Raw genomic sequence first — 25,512 nt, 5'->3', positions numbered from 1 at the left:
GTCCTTGGCGGACGCGGTCGGCGTCCGCAGCGGTGCTTCAGCGGGATGGAATGGCGGCCAGTTGCCGCGCGTAGAGCGCGGCCCCGTAGTGCGGTGCGTGCAAGGGCGCGCGCAGTTCGAAGCCGCGAGCGGCCGCGCCCAGCGCCAGCCGGAACGGGCGCATCAACAGATCGCCGGCGCTGAACGCGCCGCCGGAATACGACACCGGCACCGGCTCGCCTGCGTCGAATCCGAGCGCGCCGTGCAACGCCACCGCGATCGCCGCCAGCTCGCGGCCGGCGCGTTCGAAGATCGCCGCGGCCACCGCGTCGCCCGCCTGCGCGGCGCGCGAGACCAGCGGCGACAGCCTGGCCAGGTCGCCGCGGGTGCCGACGCCTTCGCCATAGACGTGCGCGCAGATGTCCAGGTCGTGCCCGCCCAGTTGGAAATGCTCGCGCAGCAGCGCATGCAGCGGACCGCGCGGCAGACGCCCGTCGCTCATGCGCGAGAACGCGTTCAGGCCCTGGATCGCGATCCAGTAGGCCGAGCCTTCGTCGGAGAATGCCTCGCCCCAGCCGCCGCAGCGCGCGGCGGCGGCGCCGCGCCGGCCGTAGCCCATCGAGCCGGTGCCGGCGATGATGTTGATGCCGTCGGCGCAGGCCAGCGAGCCGGCCCAGCCGCAGACCATGTCGTTGTCGCAGGCGTAGCGGTCGTGGCCCAGCACCTGCGCCGGGATGCCCTGCAGCGCGGCGGTGGCGCGGCTGTCCTCGCCGTAGGCGGGCAGCCCGAAGAAGGCCTGCGCGATATCGGCCGGGCTGCGCTGCAATTGGCCGAGCACCTGGCCGATGCCGTCGGCCAGGGTGGCGCGGACGCCGTCCAGGCCCACCTGCGGGTGATAGGTGGTGCCCAGCTGCGCCTCGGCCAGCAAGACGCCGTTGGCGTTGATCGCGGCGAAGCGGGTCTTGCTGCCGCCGCCGTCGACGCCGAGGTAGAGCGCTGCGCTCATGCGTCCAACGCGTACAGACGCACGCCCTGCACGACGCGGTTGACCACCCCGGATGGATTCGGGTTGTCCGGGGTCACGCCCATCGCGCGCGAGGTCAGGAACGCGAACAGCTGCGCGGCGGCGATGTACGGCCACAGCAGGTCCGCGTCCGCGGCTGCGTGCATGCCGGCAACTGCGAGCGTGTCCGCGTCCAGGCCCGGGCGCGGCTGCGCGGTGATCTCCACGACGCGGGCGGCGCAGCCGTCGCGGCGCAGTTCGTCGAGCAGGTCGTGATCGTAGCGGCGCGTGTAGGGGTCGTTGGACACGAATACCACCACCAGCGTGCGCGCGTTGACGAAGGTCTTCGGACCATGGCGAAACCCCAGCGGCGAGTCGTAGCAGGTAGCGACCGCGCCGTTGGTGAGCTCGCCGAGCTTGAGCGTGGCCTCGCGCGCCAGGCCCTGCAGCAGGCCGCTGCCCAGGTACACCACGCGCTCGAAGCCGCCGCGCGAGAGCGTTTCCAGCAACGGCCGCGCATGCAACAGCACCGCGTCGACGGCGCGGCCGATCGGGCCGATGCGGGCATCGAGCGCGCCGGCCGGCAGCAGCGCCGCCAGGGTGGCGTACATCATGCAGCTGAAGCTGGAGGTCATCGCGAAGCTGACGTCATGGGTTTCCTGCGGCAGCAACAGGGTCATGGCCTTGGCCACCGGCGCGCGCGCCAGCGCGCCGTCGCGGTTGCAGGTCACCACCAGGTGGCGCACGTCGGCGACCAGCGCTTCGGCCAGGTCCACCGCGGCCAGGCTCTCGGGGCTGTTGCCGGAGCGGCCGAAGGAGATCAGCAGCAGCGGCTGCGCCGGATCCAGGTACAGCTGCGGTGCGCAGACGATGTCGGTGGTGGGCACCGCGTCCACGCGCGCGGCCAGCACGCGGTCCAGCAGCGGGGCCAAGCACTGGCCGATGTAGGCGGAGGTGCCGGCGCCGGTGAGGATCACCCGTGCGCGCGGGTCGTCGGCGATCGGTGCGGCGAAGGCCTGCAGCTGCGCGTGCAGTTCGGCGACCAGCGCGTGGGTGCGTTCGAGCATGCGCGGCTGCTGCGCGATCTCGCGCGCGGTCCACAGGGCGCCGCTGGCGTCCAGTTCGGATTCGGCAATGCCGAGGGCATCAGGAGGGGTCATGGGCATGGCATGCATGGTGATAGTCGTCGAGAACGGCACTGACGTGGGCCATGACCAGGGACTGCGGATCGCGCGTCGCGGTCCCGGTACGGATGGCGTGCAATGCGTGGGGGAGATACTGGCCGAGGAGCGGCAGTGGCGGCGGATCGGCGCGCAGGTTGTCGAACAGGCGCACGCGCGCCTGCTCGATCTCCGCATCCGGCCAGTAGTAGCGGATGCGGTCGCTGAGGCTGTACTGCAGGTCGATGGCCAGGCCGCGGCCCTGCCCGTGGTAGTAGCGCTGCCAGTAGCCGGGTGCGGCCTGCATGCGGCGCACGGTCACCTCGCGCAGGTTGGCGCGCTGGCTGGCGTCGATCCATTCGCGTTCGATCGCGTCCAGCGCCCACAACGCTTCGCGCAAGGCGAAGGTCAGCCCGGGGCCGACCTTGAGGATGGCGAAGTGGTCGCGCACCAGCGCGTCCAGCGCCGCGCGCGTCTGGTAGTCGGTGGAGTGCGCCTCGAACACCATGCCCGGCACGGCGGTCACCGCCTGGCTCAGGTCGCGCGCCTTGCCGCTGTCGTAGTCGATGACCGCGTGATGGTCGAATTCCACGCCCGGTTGCACCACCGAGGCGATGACGCGGGTCCAGGCGTCGTCCAGCCCGGCCTGCGCGAACGCGCTGCGGTGCGCTTCGATGGTGGCCAGCGCCGCGTCCGGCGTGGTCAGTGCCAGGCCGTCGATCGCTTCGGTGGCGCCGCCGGGCACCGGCACCTCGGTGCCGATCACGTACACCGGTGCTTCGCCGCCCGCCTGCGCCCACGCGTCTTCGGCGGCGCGGCACAGGCGCACCGCGCGGCGCACGATCTCCGCTTCGGGCAGCGGCTCGGGGTCGCCGCTGCAGGCCATCGAGCAGTCCAGGTGGATCTTGCGGAAGCCGGCGGCGACGTACGCGGCGACCATGACCTCGGCCTTGTCCATCGCCGCGGCCGCGTCCAGCGCCGTCCACGGGTTGGGGCCGAGATGGTCGCCGCCCAGCGCGATGCGGCCGCGTTCGAAGCCGACCCGGTCGGCGATGGCGTACACGAACGCGACGAAGTCGGCCGGGCGCATGCCGGTGTAGCCGCCGTCCTGGTTGACCTGGTTGCAGGTCGCCTCGAACAGCACCAGCGCCTGACCGCTGCGCTGCGCGTGGCGCAGTCCGGCTTCGACGACGAGGGGATGGGCCGAGCAGATCGAGGTCACGCCGATGGCGTGGCCTTGCCGATGCCGCGCGATCAGGTCGAGCAGAGCGTGCATGGAAAATCCAGTCAGGGGGGAGAGGGCGGTTGCGGCGTGCGCTCGGGTTCGAGCACCAGCAGCAGCGAGGCGACCAGCGCCAGCACCAGGCCGACCGCCTTCAGCGGACCGGGCACGACGCCGGCGAACAGCAGCGCCAGCGTCGCGGTGACCAGCGGTGCGCCGGCATTGCTCAGCGGCGCCACGACGATGGCCTTGCCGTAGCGGAAGGCGTAGACCAGGGTCACCGCGCCCACCGCGTTGAGCAGCTGGATGGCGGCGGTCATCCACGGCCCGTCCAGCCCGGTGTTGATCGGCTGCCGCCAGTCGGTCATCGCCAGCGCCACCGGCGCCAGCAGCAGGGCGCCGAGCGTCATGTAGGCGAAGATGCTGTCCGCGCGCACGCTGTCGTTGGCCAGCTTCATGAAGAAGGCCTGCACGCCCCACGCCAGCATGATCAGCAGCGACTGCAGGAACCAGCCCAGCCCGGCGCCGCTGCCGCGGCCGAACGACAGGTCCAGCAGCGGCAGGGCGAGCAGCGCCAGCACGATGCCCAGCGTGCCCTGCCAGCCGGTGCGCTCGCGCAGCAGCAGGAACGACAGCGCGATGGTCACCACCGGCGACAGCGAGATGATCGGGAACACGAAGTACGCCGGGCCGATGGTCAGCGTGTGGAACAGCAGCATCTGCCCGCCGGCGCCGAGCAGGCCGATGGTCAGGCCGTAGCCGATCGCCCTGGGCGAGCGCTCCAGCTGCCAGCCGTTGCGCCACAGCAGGTACAGCGCCGGCGGCAGCATGGTCAGCGCCCACACGCAGTACACCAGCGTGTCGGGGAAGCCGTGCGCCGCCGACAGCGGCGACAGCGCGCCCCAAAACCCCCACAGCACCACCGTGGTCAGGGCGAAGACCAGCCAGGGGCGGCGCCGCGCGGTCGGCGTCGGTTCCGCGCTCATGCCGGATCCCTGGCCGGCGTGGCCTGCAGCAACAGGAAACGCTCGAAGCGAGCGGGCAGGAACGCATGCGCGGCATCGACCACGCCGAGGTCGCGTTCGTTGAACAGATCGCGTACCTGCCAGCGGCCCGGCGCCAGGCCGCGCAACTCGACCTTGCCGTCCCACTGTGGCGCATAGAACGTGTAGTACTGCGCGCCGTCCTTGCGGATCGCATGCGCTTCGGGCTTGTCGAAGCCGATGTCGTACAGCGTGCCCAGATACTCGCCCTTGGGCAGCATGTGGGTCTTGTACAGCTCCACCCACTTGCGCCACAGCGCTTCGCGCTCGGGCGTCAGCACGAAACCGCCCGGCGGCAGCGGCACCGACGGATGCTCGGTGTCCTTGGGCCAGGTGAACTTGCTGGAGATCACCGCGCCGATGCCGACGCTGGAGGCGAAATCGTCGCGGTTGTCCGACAGTTCCACATGATCGCCGGCGTAGCTGCTGCGCGCGCCGATCAGCGCCTTGATCGACTTGCCCTTGCTGCGCACCTGCCACGACGACAGCGGGTCCGAGGACGGGTACTGGTCGGTGGCCGGCAGGTTGTGGAACGCGAAGGCGGTGCCGCACGGGCACAGTTCCACCACCGCCTGCGGATTGGCCTGGTGCGCGGCGCGATAGATCGCATCCCAGAACTTGGCCAGGCCTTCGACCGAGTCATTCGGGCTGGCGTGGTGGTGCGCGGGGTTGTAGCAGGGCGCGACCGCGTTGAGATGCTGGCCGTCGAGCTTGATGCCTTCGAAGCCCCAGTCGCCGATGGCCTTCTTCACCAGCGCCACGTAGAAGTCGATGGTCGGCTGGTAGGCCGGGCACTGGGTCAACGCGTTCCACCAGGTCACGGTCTGGAAGGCGCCTTCCTTGTCCAGCAGCAGCATGTCCACGTGGTCGTGCAGCACATCGCTGCCGGGATCGGCGGCCAGCGGCGCCAGCCACAGGCGCGGGCGCATGCCGTGCTTGCGCACTTCGGCGGTGAACGCGCGCATGTCGGCATCGCCGCGCGGGAACTTGCGCCGGTCGATCTTCCAGTCGCCTTCGTTGGTCTGCCAGCCGTCGTCCAGCACCGCCCATTCGAAGCCGAGTTCGCGCGCCTTGGGCAGGGTGGCGAAGATCTGCTGCACATTGAAGTCGCGCTCGTAGCCCCAGGCGCACCAGATCGGCGCGAACGCCGAATCCGGCGGGCGCGGGCCCTCGATGCCCTCGGCGCGCATGAACGCCTGGTACTGCTGCAGCGGGGCAAAGAAATCGCCGCTGTGCACCGCCAGCAGGGTGCGCTCGGTGACCAGTTCCTGGCCGGGCGCCAGCGTCGTCGCCTGCGCCGATTCGATGGCGATCGCCGCGCCCGCGGCGGTACGGCGCACCGGCATGTCCAGCGGCCGCGGCACCAGCTCGACGTGGCCCACGGCGATGCCGACGTCGCGGCGCCAGAGATTGGCCACAGGCGTGCCGCCGCCGTAGTCGGAGGACTCCATCGCCAGCGTGTTGCGTTGCGCGAAGCCGTCGCCGAGCGGTTGCACCCAATCGCGGCGGTCGGTGTGGGTGGCGCCGGAGAAACTCCAGAAGCCGCCGGCGACGGCCGGCAGTTCGTGCGCGCCGTTGCGCCAGCCGGCCACCTGCAACGCGGTGGTGCCCAGGTTGCGATAGCGCACCTGCAGCAGCGCCAGGCCGGGCAGCGCGTCGAACAGGCTCACCGCCACCTGCTTCTCCACGCCGGCCTTGGCCGCGCGGCCGGTGAACACGGTCTGCCGGCCGCGGCCATGGCGCGGATCGTCCAGCGCATGCGTTTGCTGGCCGGTCAGCGCGAAGTCGGTGAGTTCGCTGCCATCGGCCAGCAGCAGCGCTTCGCTGGGCTGGTAGGCGGTCAGCGGCTTGCCGCGCGAGGACAGCCGCGTGTGCATGCGCCGATCGAAGGCGAGGGACAGCACCGCATCGGCGATCGCCGGCTTGCCGTCGGCGGCGGTCGCGCCAATCGGCTCGGCCGAGCGCGCCCAGGGCGCCACACTCCATGCGGCAGCGCCGGCCACGCTGCCGACGACGTACTTCAAGACACTGCGGCGTCCAATCGGGGACATGGGCAACGGGTCCGGTGGCGTTGCCGGCATTCTGCGCGCGCCCTGACGATTGATGCAAGCGTTTTGTTTCGTTATGTTGCTACTTGTTTCGATAACACGAGGTGGAGTGATGAAGACCGTCCTGATCCTGTTCGGCGTTCCGCTGGCCATCGCCCTGCTGGGCGGCGTGCCGGCGGCGCATGCGCAATCCGACGCGAAGCGCGCCAACGCGGCCGACGTGCCCTATGCGATGGAAGATTTCGCCAAGGTCCGCAAGTACGACGCGCATGTCCATGCCAACCGCGCCGACCACGCCTTCCTCGAGCAGGCGCGCGCCGATAACTTCGAACTGCTCTCGATCAACGTCGACTATCCGGATTTCCCCAGCATCGAGCGGCAGCACCGCGATGCGCTGATCCTGGCCAAGGCCGATCCGGCGCGCTTCCACTGGGCGACGACGTTCTCGATGCGCGGTTACGCCACGCCCGGATGGCGCGAACGCGTCGATGCCGGCATCGACCAGGCGGTGCGCGAAGGCGCGCGCGCGGTGAAGGTGTGGAAGAACATCGGGATGGTGGAGAAGGATGCGCAGGGCAAGCTGATCATGCTCGACGATCCCGGCCTGGCGCCGGTCGCCGAGCACATCCGCGCACTGGGCGTGCCGCTGATCGCGCACCAGGGCGAGCCCTACAACTGCTGGCTGCCGCTGGAGCAGATGACCACCAACAACGACCGCGAGTATTTCGCCAAGCATCCGCAGTACCACATGTACCTGCATCCGGAGATGCCCTCGCATGCCGCGCTGATGGCCGCGCGCGACCGCTTCGTCGGCGCGCATCCGCAGCTGCGGGTGGTCGGTGCGCACATGGCCAGCCTCGAATACGACGTCGACCGGCTGGCGGACTTCCTGGACCGCTTTCCCAACGCCACGGTCGACCTGGCCGCGCGCATGAGCCAGGTGCAGTACCAGTCCAGCCGCGACCGGGCAAAGGTGCGCGACTTCTTTATCCGCTACCAGGACCGCCTGCTGTACGGCACCGACCTGACCTACGCGCCGGACGCGGACCCGGCGCAGTTCCGCGCCGAAGCGCACGGCGTGTGGCAATCGGACTGGCGCTATCTGGCTACCGACGAGAGCCAGCGCATCGCCGTGCTGGAGGCCGACGTGCCTGGCCTGGCGCTGCCGCGCACGGTGATCGACAAGATCTACTACCGCAATGCGCTGCGCGAATTTGCCGCGGCCAAGACCGCTGCGCAGTAGGCCGGAATCAGGCGCGCACCAGGTCCACGCCCAGCGCCTGGCAGGCCTGGGCAACGTCCTCCGGCGCGCCGGTATCGGTGATCAGCGCGTCCAGCTCGGAGACCGGGATGATCCGGTGCAGGCAGATCTTGCCGAACTTGGAGCTGTCGGTGATGGCGATGACCGCGCGCGCCGCTTCCACCATCTTGCGGTTGAGCATCGCCTCGGGCTCGTAGTGGGTGGTGATGCCGCGCTCCAGGTCGAAACCGTCCACGCCCAGGAACAGCAGGTCCACGTGCAGTGCGTCCAGCGCTTCCACCGTCAGCCCGCCATAGAAGGCCATGTTCTTGCGCCGCAGTTCGCCGCCCAGCATCACCAGGTTGATGTGCGTCTTGGGGCTGAGCGCGGTCAGTACGCCGAAGTCGTTGGTGACCACGGTCACGTCGATGTCCGGCAACGCTTCGGCCAGCTGGATCGCGGTGGTGCCCGAATCGATCGCGATGGTGTTGCCCGGCTGCACCATCGCCGCCGCGCGCCGGCCGATGCGGCGCTTTTCCTCCAGGTGCACGGTGCGCTTGGCGTCGTAATGCGGTTCGGCCGGCACGGCGTTGACCGCGCTGCTGTCGATGCCGCCGCCGTAGGCGCGCGCCATGACCCCGCGTTCGGCCAGGTAGCGCAGATCCTTGCGCACGGTCTGCAGGCTCACCCCGAATTGCTGCGCCAGGGCGGAGACCTGCACGCTGCCGTGCTGGCGGACCAATTCGCTGATCTGGAGACGGCGCTGGCTGGTGTCGCGGGTGACGGACATGGGGGCTCCTTGCAAACGGTCCAGAGTATGCGACAGTTCGTTACATTTCGCTATTGATACAAAACGAAACCTGCTATAGGCTCGGTTTCGTTGCTTTTCATCTGGCCCCCGCACCGCCGTCCTACGCTCGCCAGCCCCAGGAGACCGCCCGTGAACGCCGTTCGTCCGCATCGCCACAGCCTGTTCCATGCCATCGCCCTTGCCCTGCTGATGCCGGCCACGGCCTGGTCCCAGGACGCCGCTCCGTCGTCGTCGCAACTGCAGCCGGCACCGGGCAGCGCCACCAGCAACGCCGAGACCAGCCAGAATCCGGTCGACCTGGAGACGATCCAGGTCACCGGCGTGCGCGCCGCCCTGGCGCGTTCCACCGAACTCAAGCGCGACGCGGCGACGGTGCAGGATTCGATCAGCGCGCTGGAGCTGGGCCGCTTCCCCGACGACAACGTGGCCGATTCGCTCAGCCACATCACCGGCGTGTCGATCAGCCGCACCGCCGGCGGCGAAGGGCAGAAGGTCAGCGTGCGCGGGCTCGGCCCGGAGTACACGCTCACCACCTTCAACGGCCGCATCCTGGCCACCGACGGCGCCGGGCGCGATTTCGCCTACGACGTGCTGCCGGCCGACGTGATCAGCGGCGCCGACGTGGTCAAGGGCGCGCAATCGGTGCTGACCGAAGGCGCGATCGGCGGCTTGATCAACCTGCGCTCGGCCAGCCCGTTCGACCAGAAGGGCCAGCATGCGATCGTCCGCGCCGAAGGCGACCGCAACCAGATGTCCGAACTCAACGGTCGCAAGCTTTCGGCGGCCTACAGCAACACCTTCCTCGACGACACGTTCGGTGTGCTGCTGGGCGTGGTCTACGCCGAGCGCAAGGACCGCACCGACATCGCCGGCAACGACGGCGGCTGGACCCGCAACCCCGACCCGAGCGACCCGACCTGGGGCGGCAACGCCTGGGGCGGCAATATCGATCCCAACGGCAACGGCGAGCTGGATCCGGACGAATACGGGCTGATCGCACCTGGCCAGTTCCGCGTCGGCTCGATCCTGGAGGACAAGAAGCGCCGCGCCTTCTCCGGCAAGTTCGAGTGGCGGCCGAACGACGACGTACGCATCGTCGTCGACGGGCTCAAGACCCGCCTCGATTCGCCGCAGGTGTCCTACCAGCAGTCGTACTACCCGTTGTTCGCGCCGGGTCGCTGGTCGGACATCACCGTGCAGAACGGCATCGTCACCGGCCTCACCCTGGACAACCCGGATCCGGAGCTGCGCATGAATCCGGAGATCCTCAACCAGACCGAACACCGGGTGGTCGACACCGACCTGTACGGCATCAACGGGCAATGGAAGGCCAGCGACAGCCTGACCCTGACCGGCGACCTGTACCGCTCCACCTCCAAGCGCTATTCCGGCGGCCAGGACACCTACGTGGTGCTGCGCATGAACCAGCCCAACACCACCCGCATCACCCTGGGCCGCAACGCCGTGCCGAATGTCACCGCCAGCTTCGACGACGGCCGCGACCTCGCCACCGGCCTGGCCAACGGCCAGTTCACCGACACCGACTTCAACACGCACTACATGGAGCTGCGCGGCGACAACATCGCCGACGAGATCACCGGCGGCACCCTCGGCGGCAAGCTGTACGTCGGCCAGTGGGGCGTGGACAACCTGCACTTCGGGATGACCCGCACCGAACGCAGCAAGCGCCGCGACCTGATCAACAACACCCTCAACGGCGGCGCCGACTACTATTCCGGCGACAACGCGATCAATGTCGGCGCGCTGGGCGGCAACGTGCTCGATCACACCTTCGCCCTGCCGCATTTCATGGACAAGGTGGGCTCCACGTTCCCGCGCACGTTCCTGGCCTTCGACGTGCCCAACTACCTGGCCCAGTTGCAGGCCTACGACGGCAACCCGCGCCAGGACGGCAGCACCTACGACTACGCGCTGGCCGCGCCGCAGTGGAACCCGCTGGAAAGCTACCGGGTCGAGGAGAAGACCAACGCCTTCTATGTGCAGGCCGACCTGTCCGGCGAGCGCTGGAACGCCGATGTCGGCGTGCGCCTGGTCAAGACCCGCACCCGCGCCCAGGCCTGGGACGCGAAGATCCTCAGCATCACCGAGAACGGTGCGTTCAACTACACCGCCGAATACGCCGAGCCGACCCCGATCGTGCAGGACGGCGACTACACCTTCGTGCTGCCGTCAGGCAACTTCACCTGGCGCTTCAGCGACGACCTGCTGCTGCGCGCGGGCGCGGCCAAGACCATGGCGCGCCCCTCGGTGGACAAGCTGGCGCCGACCAACACCACCGCCAGCGTGTCCTGGGGCGAGTTCACCCAGATCTACGGCGGCAACGTCAACCTCAAGCCCTACAGCGCCAAGCAGGGCGACCTGTCGCTGGAGTGGTATTTCGCCGAACAGTCGATCGCCAACGTGGCGGTGTTCTACAAGCGCATCGAAAACCAGATCACCACCAGTTGGGAGCCGAACCAGGACATCGGCGTGCCGGGCCACCTGTTCAACGTGATGCGGCCGATCAACGGCGACTACGCCAAGGTCCGCGGCATCGAAGCCGGCCTGCAGCACTTCTGGGACAACGGCCTGGGCTTCCGCGCGCAGTACACCCGCAACTGGTCGCGCAGCTGGGTCAACGGCGAGGAGCGCCCGCTGGAAGGCATCGCGCCGGCGGTGTATTCGCTCGGGCTGATGTACGAGAAGGGGCCGTGGTCGATCGGCGCCACCGCCGATCACACCGACGGCTTCGTCACCGCGGTCAACGTCCTGGGCGCCGGCTACAACGAACAAGCCGACAAGATCACCTGGCTGACCGCGCACGTGTCCTACGAAGTCAACGACATGCTGAGCCTCAGCCTGGAGGGCCAGAACCTGCTGGACGACGAGCAGACCTACAGCATCAACGGCAACCCGCTGCTGTCGCAGGGCTACAACCGCTACGGCCGCGCCTTCACCCTGGGCCTGAGCCTGCGGTTCTGATCCGCCTGCGGTTTACGAGCATCCGCAGAGAGGACCATGCCTTAGCCCCTCTCCCACCGGGAGAGGGGTTGGGGTGAGGGTCCGGCCCCAAGCGCATTGCTGATCTGGCTCAGGGAGTCACCTCGCCGCACCCGAAGCAAGGGCACCTCGGAGACCATCGGCGCTTCAATGCTGCACGTGATAAGCCCGCACCACCTTGCCATCGGCGTACTCCACATACAGCGAATCGAAATCGATCCTGAGTCCGCTGCACATGCCAAGCTCGTAATCCGCAATCTCGCCGCGCATGCCCTGAGGAGCGCCGAGCACAGCCTCCACGGCAGACCTCGGCCGACCCGGGCGCGCGACCTCGTCAATAATGTCGTTCGCCATGCGGCCACGCACGCATTCGCCTTCCTCCGACGCCTGCAGGCCGGCACGCCAACGCGAAGCGTCGAACGCTTCAGCGGAGAACGGGTGCGTGTGCATCAACCAGATCACCAGTGGCTTGTGGCCTGCGATGACAGCGATCGTCATGGCGGCGATACAGCCCAGGCCAACGAGTAGCCGGCGAGGCTTCAACATGAGTCCTTTCCGCTCGGTGTTAGGTGGACAGAGTTGCCAACCCAGTTATGGTGGCGTCAATTCGACGGCGCATCCACCAGTTTCCAGAAATCTCTTTCCGAGACAGGAGCGGGTGCACCCGCGGAGCAGGTCATGCCGTGTGACGAGCGTATCGTCAACGTGCAGCCTGTGCTCTTGCCATCAAGAGGTCCCGTCGGCGATCCAGCCGCGACCTGTCGCTAAGGTAGAGACCCGGCGACCAGAGAATCGCAACGACCGTGGCCGCTTCGGGCTCGGACAGCGCACTCAACGGTTTCGCGTACAGCCGCTGCGACAGCTGGCTGAGGCCATAGCCAGAGCCGTTGTAGGACAAGGTGGTATACAGCGCCATGATCTCGTCCTGCGACAGGTGCAGCCAGACCAGTCGATCCCAGAGCACCGTGCGCGCATGCCAGGCGAGCATGCCTCCATCGCGCGATACATCCAGGCGCGCCAGCAGCATGCGGGCGACTGCCGCGGTAGGCGGATAATCGGCTTGGTGCGACGCAAGGATGTAGCGGCGAATCAATGCCGGCGGGTCACGATCCTGCGCTGGAGCGCGCTGCAGCAGCGCCTGAATCTCCGCTCGGCGCGGCTGGAACGCCACCATGTCGTAGCAGGCGAATGCGGCGATCGCCACCAGCAAGAGCGCCGCGACCGCAGTCAATGCCGATGCTGCGATGCGTTTCATGGGATGTCACTCATCGGACCCGTACCGGGTTGAGGGCGCCTGGCTTGCATGGGGCGGTTTGGGCCGCAGAGCAGGGTGCCACGCTGTCTGCTCAATCCGCGCAGAGCATGCGCACCCGTCCATCTTCGATGTATTTGTAGCAGCTGAAGTTTGCTACCCATTCCGAGCAACTGCCGATCGCTTTGGCACCCAATGGCAGGTCTTTCGCGACCAGGCAGCTTCCCTGGCATTGCAGGCTGTCGGTGCATATCTTGAATGCATCGGTCGTCTTCACCGCGCAGGATTTCGGACCACCGGGCAAGCCCTGTTGCGACCAGAACTGACCGGCTGCCTTGCACGCGGACTCGGTGGACGGAATGGCGGGTTTCTCGGCCAATGGAATATCCGTCAGTTGCCTATGCTGCAGGTTCCGGGCGCAACCTAGGGAAAGCAGAGGCATGATGACGCATGGCAATGACCAGGCCACAACCGACGACTGTCGATTGCTATTGGGGAAGCGCAGGATTAGTGGCGGCTTGAGTAGGCCTTTAAGCCATCGCGATGTCCTGCCTACATCGCTTCCGCGTCTGATCATGAGGTCCGATCCATGGATGCATGCGGTGCGACGCTATCACTCGCCTCCGTGATGCACAAGCGACCACTAGTCGATTAAGTCCGGTCGTCTGCGTCATGGCCAGATGTGTCTCTAGGGTGCCTTGGCCACAAACAAAAAACGGGCGCCTTTCGGCGCCCGTTCTACCTGCTCTTCGCGTCCGGCGGCAAACCCGCCGACCACTCAGTACCGGTAATGCTCCGGCTTGTACGGACCGTCGACCGACACGCCCAGGTAGGCGGCCTGGTCGTCGCTGAGCTTGGTCAGCTTCACGCCGATCTTTTCCAGGTGCAGGCGCGCCACTTCCTCGTCCAGCTTCTTCGGCAGGCGGTAGACCTGCTTCTCGTAGCTGTCCTTGTTCTGCCACAGGTCGATCTGCGCCAGGGTCTGGTTGGCGAAGCTGTTGGACATCACGAAGCTCGGGTGGCCGGTGGCGCAGCCCAAGTTGACCAGGCGGCCTTCGGCCAGCAGGAAGATCGCGTTGCCGTTCGGGAACACGAACTTGTCCACCTGCGGCTTGATGTTGATCTTCTGCACGCCGGGGTACTTGTACAGCGCCTCGACCTGGATCTCGTTGTCGAAATGGCCGATGTTGCAGACGATGGCCTGGTCCTTCATCTGCGTCAGGTGTTCGATGCGGATGATGTCCTTGTTGCCGGTGGTGGTGACGTAGATGTCGGCCTGGCCCAGGCTGTCTTCGACGGTGTTGACTTCGAAGCCTTCCATCGCCGCCTGCAACGCGCAGATCGGGTCGATCTCGGTGACGATGACGCGGGCGCCGTAGGCGCGCAGGCTGTGCGCCGAGCCCTTGCCGACGTCGCCGTAGCCGCAGACCACGGCGACCTTGCCGGCCAGCATCACGTCCATCGCGCGCTTGAGGCCGTCGGCCAGCGACTCGCGGCAGCCGTACAGGTTGTCGAACTTGCTCTTGGTCACCGAGTCGTTGACGTTGATCGACGGCACCAGCAGGGTGCCGGCCTCGGCCAGCTGGTACAGGCGGTGCACGCCGGTGGTGGTTTCCTCGGACACGCCCTTCCAGTCCTTGACCACGCGGGTCCAGTAGCCGGGGCGCTCGACGGCCACGCGCTTGAGCAGATCCTTGATCACCTGCTCCTCGTGCGAGGAAGCCGGTTCGTCCACCCACTTGGAGCCGTTCTCCAGCTCGTAGCCCTTGTGGATCAGCAGGGTGACGTCGCCGCCGTCGTCCACCACCAGCTCCGGACCGGTCTGGGTGCCGTCGGCCAGGGTGAAGGTCAGCGCGTCGAGGGTGCAGTCCCAGTATTCCTCAAGGCTCTCGCCCTTCCAGGCGAACACGGGGGTGCCGGTGACCGCGATCGCGGCGGCGGCGTGGTCCTGGGTGGAGAAGATGTTGCACGAGGCCCAGCGCACGTCGGCGCCGATGTCCTTCAGCGTCTCGATCAGCACCGCGGTCTGGATGGTCATGTGCAGCGAGCCGGTCACGCGCACGCCGGCCAGCGGCTTGGCGGTGGCGTACTGGCGGCGGATCGACATCAGGCCCGGCATCTCGTGCTCGGCGATGTCCAGCTCCTTGCGGCCCCAATCGGCCAGGGAGATGTCGGCGACCTTGTAGTCGCCCTCGGTGGAAAAGCTCTTGCGTACAGCGTTCATCGGTAGTGCTCCGGTCAATGGCGAGAAAACTCGCGAAGGTCCGGGCGCCGTTGTCGCTCAAGCCTGCCGCCGAGCCTGGCCGGGTCTGGAGGCGGGAAGCCCCGCATCGACACGGTCGCAGCGCCCCTCGGCGGAGGGACAGCCGATTATAGCGGCTGCGGCGTGCGCTGCTTGAATGGGCGGCGCTCGTCCTGGGATGCAGCGCGCGTTGGCGCCGCTCCCGCGGCGGCGCTGCGACCGGGCCTGCCGGGGGCCACTCGTCCCGGACCGGTGGCTCCCCGGCGGCGTCGCCGAGTGCGGCCGGCTCTTGTGCCGAGCGGCTTTGGTCGCGACGCGTCAGGCGTGGCGTCGTCGCGACTGAAGTCGCTCCCACAGGAGTGCCCGTGTCGCGGCACCGGCGATGGTTCGCTTTGAAACCGTTATCAGGACCGGGCGGGGGACTAATACTTTTGGGTTAGTCTTGCGGCGCCCCCACAGCCGAGCCATGCGTTTCCGATGAACGAGTACCGCAGCAGCATCGTGTTTGCCACGCCCGATATCCCCTTGCGCGACGACGTACGCCGATTGGGGGCGCTGGTCGGCGACCTGCTCGCCGAGCAGGTGTCTGCGGAGTTCCTGGACGAGATCGAGACCATCCGTACCACCGCGATCGCGCGCCGCGAGAGCGATGCGCCGCCGTCCTCGCTGAGCGAGCAGCTTTCCGGCCGCGCGCCGCGCGATGCCGAGGCGCTGGTGCGCGCCTTCAGCACCTACTTCCAGGTGGTCAACATCGCCGAGCGCGTGCACCGCATCCGCCGCCGCCGCGACTACCAGCGCAACAGCGCCGACACGCCGCAGCCGGACGGCCTGCACGATGCGCTGCAGCGGCTCAAGGCGCAGGGCGTGAGCGCGCAGGAGCTGGGCGAATGGCTGCCGCGGATCGACGTGGAGCCGGTGTTCACCGCGCACCCGACCGAGGCGGTGCGCCGCGCGCTGCTGGAAAAAGAACAACTGATGGTGGCCAGCCTGGTCGACAACCTCGACGGCATGCGCACGCCCGGCGAGCGCGCCACCGACGCGGCGCGCTTCCGCATGGCGCTGACCGCCTCGTGGCAGACCGCCGATTCCTCGCCGGTGCGGCCGACCGTGGAAGACGAGCGCGAGCATGTCGGCTTCTACCTGACCCAGGTGCTGTACCGGGTGATCCCGGTGATGTACGAAACCCTGGAGCATGCGATCGAGGAAACCTACGGCGTGCCGGTGCCGTTGCCGCGGCTGCTGCGCTTCGGCACCTGGGTCGGCGGCGACATGGACGGCAATCCGAACGTGGATGCCGGCACCATCACCGCCACGCTCGACGCGCAGCGCCGCGCGGTGCTGGACCGCTACCTGAAGGAACTGTGGCAGCTGGCCAGCCTGCTCAGCCAGTCGACCACGCTGGTGGCGGTCAGCGCGCCGCTGCTGGCGCAACTGGAACGCTATCGGCAGCTGCTGCCCGAGGCCGCGGCGCACTCGCGCCCGCGCCACGGCGACATGCCCTACCGGCTGTTCAACGACCTGATGCGCGCGCGCCTGCAGGCGACGCTGGACGACGCGCCCGGCGGCGCCTACACCACGCCGACCGAGCTGGAGCAGGACCTGCAACTGATCCTGGACAGCCTGCAGGCCAACAAGGGCCTGCACGCCGGCTGGTTCGCGGTGCGGCGCCTGCTGTGGCGGGTGCGCAGCTTCGGTTTCCACCTGGCGCGGCTGGACGTGCGCCAGGAGTCCAGCGTGCATGCGCGCGCGGTCGCCACGGCGCTGGGCGACGACGGCTGGGATGCGCGGTCGGCGCAGGAGCGCGCGGCCGTGCTCGGCGTCTACGCCGGCGGCGAGCGGGCCTTGCCGGCGGCGCCCGACGATGCCGGCAACGCACGCCTGGACGCGGTGTTCGCCGCGCTCGCCGATGCGCGCGCGCGCCACGGCGCCGATGCGCTGGGCAGCTACATCATCAGCATGGCGCACAACCGCGCCGACGTGCTGACCGTGCTTGCCCTGGCGCGGCGCGGCGGCCTGGTCGACGCGGGCGGCGCGGTACCGCTGGACATCGTGCCGCTGTTCGAGACCGTGGACGACCTGCGCGGCGGCACCGACACCTTGCGCGACCTGCTCGCCGATCCGGTCTACCGTCGCCACCTGGCCGCGCGCGACGACGTGCAGATGGTGATGCTCGGCTATTCGGACAGCGGCAAGGACGGCGGCATCGCCGCCTCGCGCTGGGGTCTGCAGCGTGCGCAGGTGGAACTGCTCGACGCCGCTGCCGAGCTCGGCATCCGGCTGACCTTCTTCCATGGCCGCGGCGGTTCGATCGTGCGCGGCGGCGGCAAGACCACGCGAGCGCTGGAAGCGGCGCCGCGCGGCAGCGTCGACGGCCGGCTGCGGGTGACCGAGCAGGGCGAGGTGATCCATCGCAAGTACGGTATCCGTGCGTTGGCGCTGCGTTCGCTGGAGCAGATGACCGGCGCGGTGCTGCTGTCGAGCCTGCGCCCGCGCGCCCCTGACGCGCGCGAGGAAGCATGGCGGCCGGTGATGGACATCGTCGCCGAGCACAGCACCCGCGCCTACCGCGATTTCGTCGGCGACGCCGAGTTCATGCGCTATTTCCGCCTGGCCACGCCGATCGACGTGATCGAGCGGATGACCCTGGGCTCGCGGCCATCGCGGCGGCTGGGCCAGGACGCGGCGCTGGACAACCTGCGCGCGATCCCCTGGGTGTTCGCATGGAGCCAGGCGCGCGCGGTGATCCCGGGCTGGTACGGCGTCGGCAGCGGCCTGCGCGCGGCCATCGACGCCGGCCACGAAGACACGCTGCGCGAGATGGCCGCCGACTGGCCGTTCTTCCGCACCTTCCTCGACGACATCGCGATGGTGCTGTCCAAGGGCGACCTCAACATCGCCGAGATGTTCTCGCGCCTGGCCGGGCCGCTGCACGAGCGCTTCTTCCCGCGCATCCGCGACGAGCTGGCGCTGACCAAGGGCTGGGTGAAGGCGCTGACCGGGCAAGCATCGCTGCTGCAGCACGACCCGCGGCTGGCGTTGTCGATCCGCCTGCGCAATCCCTACATCGACCCGATCAGCGTGCTGCAGGTGGACCTGCTGCAGCGCTGGCGGGCGACCGATGGCGAGGACGAAGAGCTGCTGCGCGCGCTGGTGGCCTGCGTCAACGGCGTCTCGCAGGGCGTGCAGAACACCGGCTGACGGCGGCGTAGCGTCCGGCAGCCGTGCTGCCGGACGGGCTCCGAACCCGGCCGCAGCGGCGGCACTATCGCAAGCGGACAGAATTGTCCGATAATCCCCGCCATGGACCTCCGCGCCGATGCCGCCCACCGCCGCCGCCTGCTGCTCGACGCGGCCGACGAAGTGTTCTGCGAGCACGGGGTGCTGGCGCCGCTGGAGTTGGTGGTCGAGCGCTCCGGCGTCGGCCGGGCCACGCTGTACCGCAATTTCGCCGATCGCACCGACCTGATGATCGCGCTCCTGCAGCGCGCCCTGGATGGCTTGGAACACTGCGCGCGCGACATCGGCGAGCGTCCCGATGGCCTGTTCCTGCTGCTGCGCGATGTCGCCGAGCACATCGCGATGTCCGCGCCGCTGGCCGACTATTGGCGCTCGATGCCGCGCGACCATCCGCAGATCGAAGTGGCGCATGCGCGGCTGATGGCGATCCTGCTGCCGTTCCTGCAGCGCGCCACCGATGCCGGCCTGTGCCGCCCAGGTCTGGATGAAGACGACCTCGCTTTGTTGATGGACATGCTCGGCGCCTGCCAGCGCGGCGGCGACGAAGCCGAACGCAAGGCCTTGGCGCTGCGCGGTTGTCGGCTGCTGAGCCATGCGCTGGCCACGCCGGCGGCGGTGGCAACGCTATGAGCACGCGGCGCGGGCGAGGGCAGGGCGGCAGCGGCACTGGCGTAGCCGCGCGCGACCGCGCGCCGCGGCGCTGGCCGGCACGCCTGGCGCGCGCCGCGGCGGCGCTGGCGATCGTGCTGGCCGGCGTCTGCGGCGCGCTGTTCCTGGCCTACCTGCCGCATACCGGGGCGCTGGTGCGCTACGCCTCGGCGCTGCTATGGGCGGCCATGGGCGGCGCCGCGCTGTGGGGTCTGCGCCACCCCCGCGACTACCGCGTGCTGCCGCTGATCTTCGCCATCGGCTGCGCCGGCATGGTGTTCGGCTGGTCGCAGCTGCGGCCAGAGCAGGACCGCGACTGGGCCGACGACGTGGCGCAACCGCTGCAGCCGCAGGTCGACGGCCACATCGTCACCCTGCACAACGTGCGCAACTTCGCCTGGCGCAGCGACAGCGACTACACGCCGCGCTGGGAGACCCGCCAGTACGACCTGGACCGGCTGGTCTCGGCGGACCTGGCGCTGTCCTACTGGATGGGGCCGGCGATCGCCCACACCCTGGTCTCGTTCGGTTTCGACGATGGCCGCCGGGTGGTGTTCTCGCTGGAGATCCGCCGGGAGCGCGGCGAGTCGTTTTCGGCGCTGGCCGGGTTCTTCCGCAATTTCGAGCAGGTGATGATCGCCGCCGACGAGCGCGACATCCTCGCGGTGCGCAGCAACGTGCGCGGCGAGGACGTCTACCTGTACCGGCTGAACATCCCGCGCGCGCAGCTGCGCCAGCTGTTCCTGGGCTACGTGGCGAACGCGCAGCAGCTGCTGCATCGGCCGAAGTTCTACAACACCGCCACCAGCAACTGCACCACCATCGTGTTCGAACTGGTGCGCAAGCTCGATCCGCAGCTGCCGCTGGACTACCGGCTGCTGCTGTCCGGCTACCTGCCGTCCTACGTGTACGCGCAACACGGTTTCATGCCCGGCTATGCGCTGGCCACGCTGCAGGCGCGCGGCCGCATCGGCGAACGCGCGCGCCAGGCCGGCAGCGGCGCCGATTTCTCGCAGCGCATCCGCGAAGGCATTCCCGGCGAAGCGCTTCCCGGAGCGCTGCGCTGATGCGCGCCGCGCAGGCCGCGCGGCAGCTGGCGGCGCGTGCGCTGCTGGCGGTGGGCCTGCTCGCCGGTTCCGGCTGCGCGATGGTCACCGTGCAGTCGCGCGCGGCCGGCGACTACATCGCGACCAAGCGCGGCGACGTGCTCAGCACCGGCGAACTCAGCGACGCCAGCCAGGAAACGCTGCGCGTGGTGGCGATCGAGCGCAAGCCCTGCGAAGCCGACATCCCCGCCTGCGCCGCGCAGCTGCGCACGGTGCAGGGACTGGACGAGGAACGGCGCCTGGCGACGCTGTCGGAGCTGTGGTTGCGCGCGGCCACGACGCGGACGCCCAAGGCGACCATCGCGCTCGACGATGCGGCCTTGCAGGCATGGCTGGAAACGGCGCGCTACGCCTATGCCTACCTGTTCTATACCGAGCGCCCGGCCAGTGCACGCGCCTTCGAGGACCGGCAGACCCAGGTGCGCGACTACTACAACTACGCGGTGCAGCACGTGGTCGGCGCCATGTTCGAGCGTTGGCGCGCGCGCAGCCCCAGCGGCGAATTGCGCGACGACGACACGCAGGCCGCTGCCGGCTGGCAGGTGCGCGCGGAGTTGGACAGTTTCCGCCTGCCGGGCGGAGTGGCGCGGCCGAATGCGATGGTGCCTGCCGCTTCGCTGCGCTTCGATGGCCTGCGCAGCACCTATCGCCGCGACGGGTTCGGCGCCGAGCTGGTGGCGGAAGTGTCGCCGGCGCAGGTCGGCGATCCGACCGCGATCGTGGCTGGTGCGAAGCCAGGGCAAGCAGCCACCGACACCGCCGGCTACAGCGAACTGTCGTACGCGCCGACCACGGTGCTGCTGCGCTTCGACGGCGACAGCCTGGCGCAGGTGCTGGAAACGCGCAGCGTGGTGATCGCGCCCTACGATCCGTATCGCGACAACGAGGTCGTCGTGCACGGCCAGCGGCTGCCGCTGGCGGCCAATTTCACCGCCGCCTACGGCCTGTGGCTGGCGCGTTCGGGTTTCGCCGAGCAGTCGTTGCGCTCGATGCTCGGGCGCGAACACGGCATCGAGCAACCGCACCTGTACCTGATGCAGCCCTACGACCCGAACCGGCGCATCGTGCTGATGCTGCACGGCCTGGCCAGCAGTCCCGAAGCCTGGGTCAACGTCGCCAACGAGATCATGGGCGACGAGCAACTGCGCCGCCGCTACCAGATCTGGCAGGTCTACTACCCGACCAACATGCCGATCGCCTGGAACCGCGCGCAGATCGAGACCCTGCTGCAGCGGACCCTGCACGATTTCGATCCGCAGGGGCAGGCGCCGGCATCGCGGCACATGGTGCTGGTCGGGCACAGCATGGGCGGAGTGATCGCGCGGCTGCTGGTCAGCAGCTCCGGCGATCGGATCTGGAACGACTTGCTCGCCGGCCGCGACTTGAGCGGCGAGCGCGGCGTGCGGATACGCGAGCGCCTGCAGCCGTTGTTGCGCTTCGCGCCGCTGCCGCAGGTGGACCGCGCCATCTTCATCGCCGCGCCGCACCGTGGGACCGCGTTCGCCGAGGGCCGCATCGGCCGCCTGGTCGGTGGGCTGATCCGCTTGCCGGTGACCTTGCTCGCGCGTTTCACCGAGGTGATGCGCGATATCGGCGACGACGACCGCGTGCCGCAACGCCTGCCCAACGGCATCGACAACCTGCGCGACACCGATCCGTTCGTGCGTGCGGCCGCCGAGCTGCCGATTTCGCCAGCCGTGCGCTACAACTCGATCATCGCCCGGCGCAATGCGGCGGTGCCGTTGGCCGACGCCGACGACGGGCTGGTGCCGTACCGCAGCGCGCACCTGGAGGGCGCCGAATCCGAGCTGGTGGTCACCTCCGGACACAGCGTGCAGGAGACGCCGCAGGCGATCCTGGAGATCCGCCGCATCCTGCACGCGGAGATCGCGGCGGAGTGAGGCGCGGTCCGGCGACGGGCCGACTGGGTGCACTGTAGGAGGGGCTTCAGCCCCGACCGGATCCGAAGCCGGTAGCTCCGCCGCTTCGCTCGTCGCGACTGAAGTCGCTCCCACAGGGACTTGTGGCGAGCCGGCTGGTGCACTTGTAGGAGGGGCTTCAGCCCCGACCGAATCCGAAGCCGGTAGCTCCGCCGCTTCGCTGGTCGCGACTGAAGTCGCTCCCACAGGGACTTGTGGCAAGCCGGCTGGATGCACTTGTAGGAGGGGCTTCAGCCCCGACCGTATCCGAAGCCGGTAGCTCCGCCGCTTCGCTCGTCGCGACTGAAGTCGCTACCACAGGGACTTGTGGCAAGCCGGCTGGGTGCACTTGTAGGAGGGGCTTCAGCCCCGACCGGATCCGAAGCCGCTAGATCCACCGCTTCGCTCGTCGCGACTGGAGTCTCCCACAGGACCGTGCGGCACGTCGGCTGGGTGCACTGTGGGAGGGGCTTCAGCCCCGACGCGACCCCGCTGGTTTTACCGTTCCGCTCGTCTGCGGTCGCGATGCCACCACGCACGCATCGCCAAGCAGTGCGCGTGTGTTCATCTATAAACTCCGTCACGCACCTGCAAACATCGGCGCACACAATGCGCCGCAGTTGTTAACGGCCCGTCAGTCGCACGGTCCGGCTCCGACACGGAACCTCCCCCAGATATTCGCCCAGTTGCCGGCTCGAATCCGGCGATACGGGCGCTGCTTTGCCTTCCCCGGCCGCAATGCCGTTGCACGCCGGGTCACACCCCCACGTCCTGATGGAATTCCCATGAACCACGCATCGCACCGCGCCAGGCCGCACCGGCTTGCCGGTTCCATCGCCCTGGCGCTGAGCCTGGCCGTCGCCGCCACCGCCCACGCCGAAGATGCCGCGCAGGCACAGGCGCAGGCGCAGTCCAGCGACGACACCGCGCCGGCCGCGGCCAGGAACGCCACGACGCTGTCGGCGGTGACCGTCGCGGCCAACCGCTACAACGCCGCCGACATGCAGATGGCGGCCAGCAACACCGCCAATGTGCTGTCGGCCGACGATCTGAAGTACACCGCCGTGCACAACATCGCCGAGGCGCTGGGCCTGCTGCCGGGCGTCAACGTGGTCAACACCGGGCAGTCGTATTTCGGCGGCGTCGACGGCGCCGCGCGCGGCGAGGGCATGTTCGCTTCGGTGCGCGGACTCAATGCCGAATACAACGTCAACCTGATCAACGGCGTCAACGTCGCCCAGGGCATGCCGTACAGCCGCAGCGTGCAGCTGAGCCTGCTGCCGCCCTCGGGCCTGCAGACCATCGTGTTGAACAAGACCTCCACCGCGGCGATGGACGGCGACGCGATCGGCGGCACCATCGACTACCGCACGCCCAGCGGCTTCGACTACAGCGACGCGATCGGCGGCAGCGTCACCGCCAGCGGGCGCATGGAAAGCCGCGCCCGCGACTACGACGAGAGCGGCCTGGGCAAGGGCGCGGCCGGCGAATTCCACGCCAAGTTCGGCAGCGAACGCCAGTTCGGCATCTACGCCAGCGCCTACTACGACGAGCGCCACTACGTGAACAGCGAAGTGGCCAGCGCCTCCGCCGCGCGCAACGACGGTTCGTGGGAGTTCTCCCGCACCACCGCCGCCGGCAAGCTGGCCGCCGGTGTCGACCCGGAAGACGCACTGCAGTCCACCGGCACCAACATCGGCTATTCCGGCGGCGACACCAAGCGCTACGGCGGCAACGTCTCCTTCGATTGGCATGTGGATCCGAGCCTGCAGTTGTACGCGCGGATGACCTACGCCTACGCCAAGACCGAGCAGAACACCGGCTATACGCAGTTCGTGCCGGCCAGCGTCAGCTACACGCAGATCGGCAGCAGCGGCGTGTACCAGCCGCAGATCGACCGCGTCGCGCTGCGCTACTGGTACGAGACCAACCCGGAAGTGGCCGACATCGCCACGTTCCAGTTCGGCGCCGACAAGCAGCTCGGCAACTGGACGCTGTCGCCGAACCTGTTCTACGGCTATGGCGACAACGATCGCCCGGACCACATCGAAGTCTCCGCGCGCGTGGACCAGTACACCTCCACCCAGTTCCCGTACGGCGCCAACAGCTTCATCGGCTACGACAGCGAAGGTTTCCCGGTGCCGCAGCTGACCGCGGCGATGCAGAACCAGGCCAACGACATCGGCAGCCTGTACGCGCGCCGCCATGGCCAGTTGACCAAGTCCTACAGCGGGCAGAAGAAGGGCGGCGCCAAGTTCGACGCGCGCTACGACTTCGACGACGGTGCGCTGAGCAGCCTGCAGTTCGGCGTGAAGTACGTGGACAGCTCGCGCGAGTTCACCTCGCGCGACTGGACCACCGCCAAGTTCACCGACGGCACCCTGCTGGCCGACACCGGCCTGGTCAACGGCGCATACGATGCGGTGTATCCGGGCAAGTACGACTACCCGACGGTCAAGCTGAGCAATGCGGCGTTGAAGGCTTCGATCGCCCAGTACATGACCCCGGAGGCCTTCGACACCTGCGGCAGCCTGGCGATCAACAACCAGAACTGCGCGACGATGCGCGGCACCGAGGCGGTGGCCGCGGCGTATGCGATGGCGACGTTCAAGACCGGCGACCTGGAGATCATCCCCGGTCTGCGCTTCGAGCAGACCCGCATCCGCAACACGTTCTGGACGATGCCCAAGGACAGCGGCGGCAACGAGCTGGCCGGCTACTTCCAGAACAACCACACCACCTACGACGAACCGCTGCCCAGCGTGTTCCTGAACTACCGCCCCGGCGACGGCCGTGCCGTGTACCGCGCCTCGGTCTGGACCAGCTACACGCGTCCGGCGTTCGTGCAGCTCGGCGGCGGCTCCAACTACGACGTGTCCAGCGACGGCGTCACCACCATCACCGAAGGCAACCCCGACCTGAAGCCGATCAAAGCGCTCAACGTCGACCTGTCCGGCGAATGGGACAACGGCGCCGGCGGCCACGCGATGCTGGCCGGCTACTACAAGCGCCTGTCCGACTACATCTACGAGAACGGATCGGACGCGGCCAATGCCGGCGCGAGCGGCAGCGGCAACGTGCGCTACGTGCGCCCGCAGAACGGCGGCGACGGCAAGGTGCTGGGCGTGGAAGCGGCGGTGCGGCAGACCCTGCAGGGCATGCCGGCGCCGCTGGACGGCTTCGGCATCGGCGCCAACGTCACCCGCCAGTCCACCCGCGTCGACCTGGGCATGGCCGGCTTCCGCGACGAGCGCATCCAGAACGCGCCGGACCTGATGGCCAATGCCGAGCTGTTCTACGAGAAGGGGCCGCTGTCGGTGAACCTGAGCTACCACTACTCGGGCGAATACGTGTCGGTCTACGACTACTTGGAGCAGGGCGCCAGCTGGGACGACCTGTGGGTGAAGCCGATCACCCGCGTCGACCTGCACGTGGGCTATGCGGTGAGCGACCACCTGCGCGCCGACCTGTCGGTGGCCAACCTGACCAACCGCCTGAGCTACTGGGCGCACGTCGGCCGCAACAGCACCGCGATCTCGGACATCGTCGATGCCGGGCGCACCAGCCTGCTGACCGTGAAGTACACGTTCTGAACCGGCGGC

The 25,512-nt window shown here is 68.7% G+C and carries 17 protein-coding genes and 1 riboswitch; of the genes, 7 read left to right on the top strand and 10 right to left on the bottom strand.

Annotation, left to right across the window (positions count from 1 at the left end; genetic code table 11):
* Positions 1-37: 37 nt before the first annotated feature.
* The 5 genes from VDQ83_RS09095 to VDQ83_RS09075 are packed head-to-tail and all read right to left on the bottom strand — an operon-like array spanning position 38 to position 6,458.
* Entirely contained in the window at positions 38-985 is a 948-nt protein-coding gene (locus VDQ83_RS09095) for an N-acetylglucosamine kinase (protein ID WP_309916921.1), read from the bottom strand.
* Positions 982-2,142, bottom strand: coding sequence for an SIS domain-containing protein (locus tag VDQ83_RS09090; protein WP_455434660.1), 1,161 nt, complete (start codon positions 2,140-2,142; stop codon positions 982-984). Before VDQ83_RS09090 ends, VDQ83_RS09095 begins: the two co-directional genes overlap by 4 nt.
* Positions 2,129-3,418: a D-tagatose-bisphosphate aldolase, class II, non-catalytic subunit gene (locus VDQ83_RS09085; protein WP_455434659.1), complete on the bottom strand. Its 1,290-nt coding sequence runs from the start codon at positions 3,416-3,418 to the stop codon at positions 2,129-2,131. The genes VDQ83_RS09090 and VDQ83_RS09085 overlap by 14 nt, the downstream gene beginning before the upstream one ends.
* An 11-nt stretch (positions 3,419-3,429) precedes the next feature.
* Complete coding sequence (locus VDQ83_RS09080) at positions 3,430-4,350, bottom strand: EamA family transporter (RefSeq protein WP_455434658.1); 921 nt, start codon at positions 4,348-4,350, stop codon at positions 3,430-3,432.
* Entirely contained in the window at positions 4,347-6,458 is a 2,112-nt protein-coding gene (locus VDQ83_RS09075) for a glycoside hydrolase family 36 protein (RefSeq protein ID WP_455434657.1), read from the bottom strand. The genes VDQ83_RS09080 and VDQ83_RS09075 overlap by 4 nt, the downstream gene beginning before the upstream one ends.
* 109 nt (positions 6,459-6,567) lie before the next feature.
* Here VDQ83_RS09075 and VDQ83_RS09070 point away from each other — a divergent pair, with 109 nt between their 5' ends.
* The gene (locus tag VDQ83_RS09070; protein ID WP_455434656.1) at positions 6,568-7,698 is read left to right on the top strand and encodes an amidohydrolase family protein; all 1,131 of its coding nucleotides are present in this window, start codon (positions 6,568-6,570) and stop codon (positions 7,696-7,698) included.
* A 7-nt stretch (positions 7,699-7,705) separates the two neighbouring features.
* Here VDQ83_RS09070 and VDQ83_RS09065 read toward each other — a convergent pair whose 3' ends face one another.
* Positions 7,706-8,485 carry a DeoR/GlpR family DNA-binding transcription regulator gene (locus VDQ83_RS09065; protein WP_185815237.1) on the bottom strand — a complete coding sequence of 260 codons (780 nt, stop codon included), beginning with the start codon at positions 8,483-8,485 and terminating at the stop codon, positions 7,706-7,708.
* 150 nt (positions 8,486-8,635) lie between these two features.
* On the opposite strand from VDQ83_RS09065, the gene VDQ83_RS09060 reads away from it, so the two are divergent.
* Positions 8,636-11,488, top strand: a complete 2,853-nt coding sequence (locus tag VDQ83_RS09060) for a TonB-dependent receptor (RefSeq protein ID WP_455434655.1) — start codon at positions 8,636-8,638, stop codon at positions 11,486-11,488.
* A gap of 165 nt (positions 11,489-11,653) precedes the next feature.
* Here the strand turns inward: VDQ83_RS09060 and VDQ83_RS09055 are convergent, their stop codons facing one another.
* From VDQ83_RS09055 to ahcY, 4 genes are all read right to left on the bottom strand, one after another.
* Entirely contained in the window at positions 11,654-12,004 is a 351-nt protein-coding gene (locus VDQ83_RS09055; protein WP_455434654.1) for a hypothetical protein, read from the bottom strand.
* A gap of 202 nt (positions 12,005-12,206) precedes the next feature.
* Entirely contained in the window at positions 12,207-12,761 is a 555-nt protein-coding gene (locus VDQ83_RS09050; RefSeq protein ID WP_455434653.1) for a transglycosylase domain-containing protein, read from the bottom strand.
* Positions 12,762-12,852: 91 nt separating this feature from the next.
* Complete coding sequence (locus VDQ83_RS09045; protein WP_455434652.1) at positions 12,853-13,137, bottom strand: hypothetical protein; 285 nt, start codon at positions 13,135-13,137, stop codon at positions 12,853-12,855.
* 399 nt (positions 13,138-13,536) lie between these two features.
* A complete protein-coding gene (gene ahcY, locus VDQ83_RS09040) occupies positions 13,537-14,982 on the bottom strand; it encodes an adenosylhomocysteinase (protein ID WP_309916949.1) in 1,446 nt (481 codons plus the stop codon).
* A 35-nt stretch (positions 14,983-15,017) separates the two neighbouring features.
* Positions 15,018-15,117: riboswitch (S-adenosyl-L-homocysteine riboswitch) on the bottom strand.
* Positions 15,118-15,477: 360 nt separating this feature from the next.
* Between ahcY and ppc the strand changes: the two genes are divergently transcribed.
* The 5 genes from ppc to VDQ83_RS09015 all read left to right on the top strand — a co-directional run bounded on the left by ppc (position 15,478) and on the right by VDQ83_RS09015 (position 25,503).
* Positions 15,478-18,198 carry a phosphoenolpyruvate carboxylase gene (ppc, locus tag VDQ83_RS09035; protein WP_455434651.1) on the top strand — a complete coding sequence of 907 codons (2,721 nt, stop codon included), beginning with the start codon at positions 15,478-15,480 and terminating at the stop codon, positions 18,196-18,198.
* A 102-nt stretch (positions 18,199-18,300) separates the two neighbouring features.
* On the top strand, positions 18,301-18,867 hold the full coding sequence (locus VDQ83_RS09030; protein WP_455434650.1) for a TetR/AcrR family transcriptional regulator: 567 nt from the start codon (positions 18,301-18,303) through the stop codon (positions 18,865-18,867).
* Positions 18,864-19,952 (top strand): Lnb N-terminal periplasmic domain-containing protein, encoded by a 1,089-nt coding sequence (locus VDQ83_RS09025; RefSeq protein WP_455434649.1) that lies wholly within the window; start codon positions 18,864-18,866, stop codon positions 19,950-19,952. Before VDQ83_RS09030 ends, VDQ83_RS09025 begins: the two co-directional genes overlap by 4 nt.
* Positions 19,952-21,892: an esterase/lipase family protein gene (locus VDQ83_RS09020; protein ID WP_455434648.1), complete on the top strand. Its 1,941-nt coding sequence runs from the start codon at positions 19,952-19,954 to the stop codon at positions 21,890-21,892. The genes VDQ83_RS09025 and VDQ83_RS09020 overlap by 1 nt, the downstream gene beginning before the upstream one ends.
* Positions 21,893-22,695: 803 nt before the next feature.
* Entirely contained in the window at positions 22,696-25,503 is a 2,808-nt protein-coding gene (locus VDQ83_RS09015) for a TonB-dependent receptor (RefSeq protein ID WP_455434647.1), read from the top strand.
* The last annotated feature ends 9 nt before the right edge of the window (positions 25,504-25,512 follow it).

This window comes from Xanthomonas sp. WHRI 7945 (genome assembly GCF_035026585.1).
The sequence above is the reverse complement of the archived record's forward strand: the minus strand, read 5'-3'. Positions and strand labels throughout refer to the sequence as shown.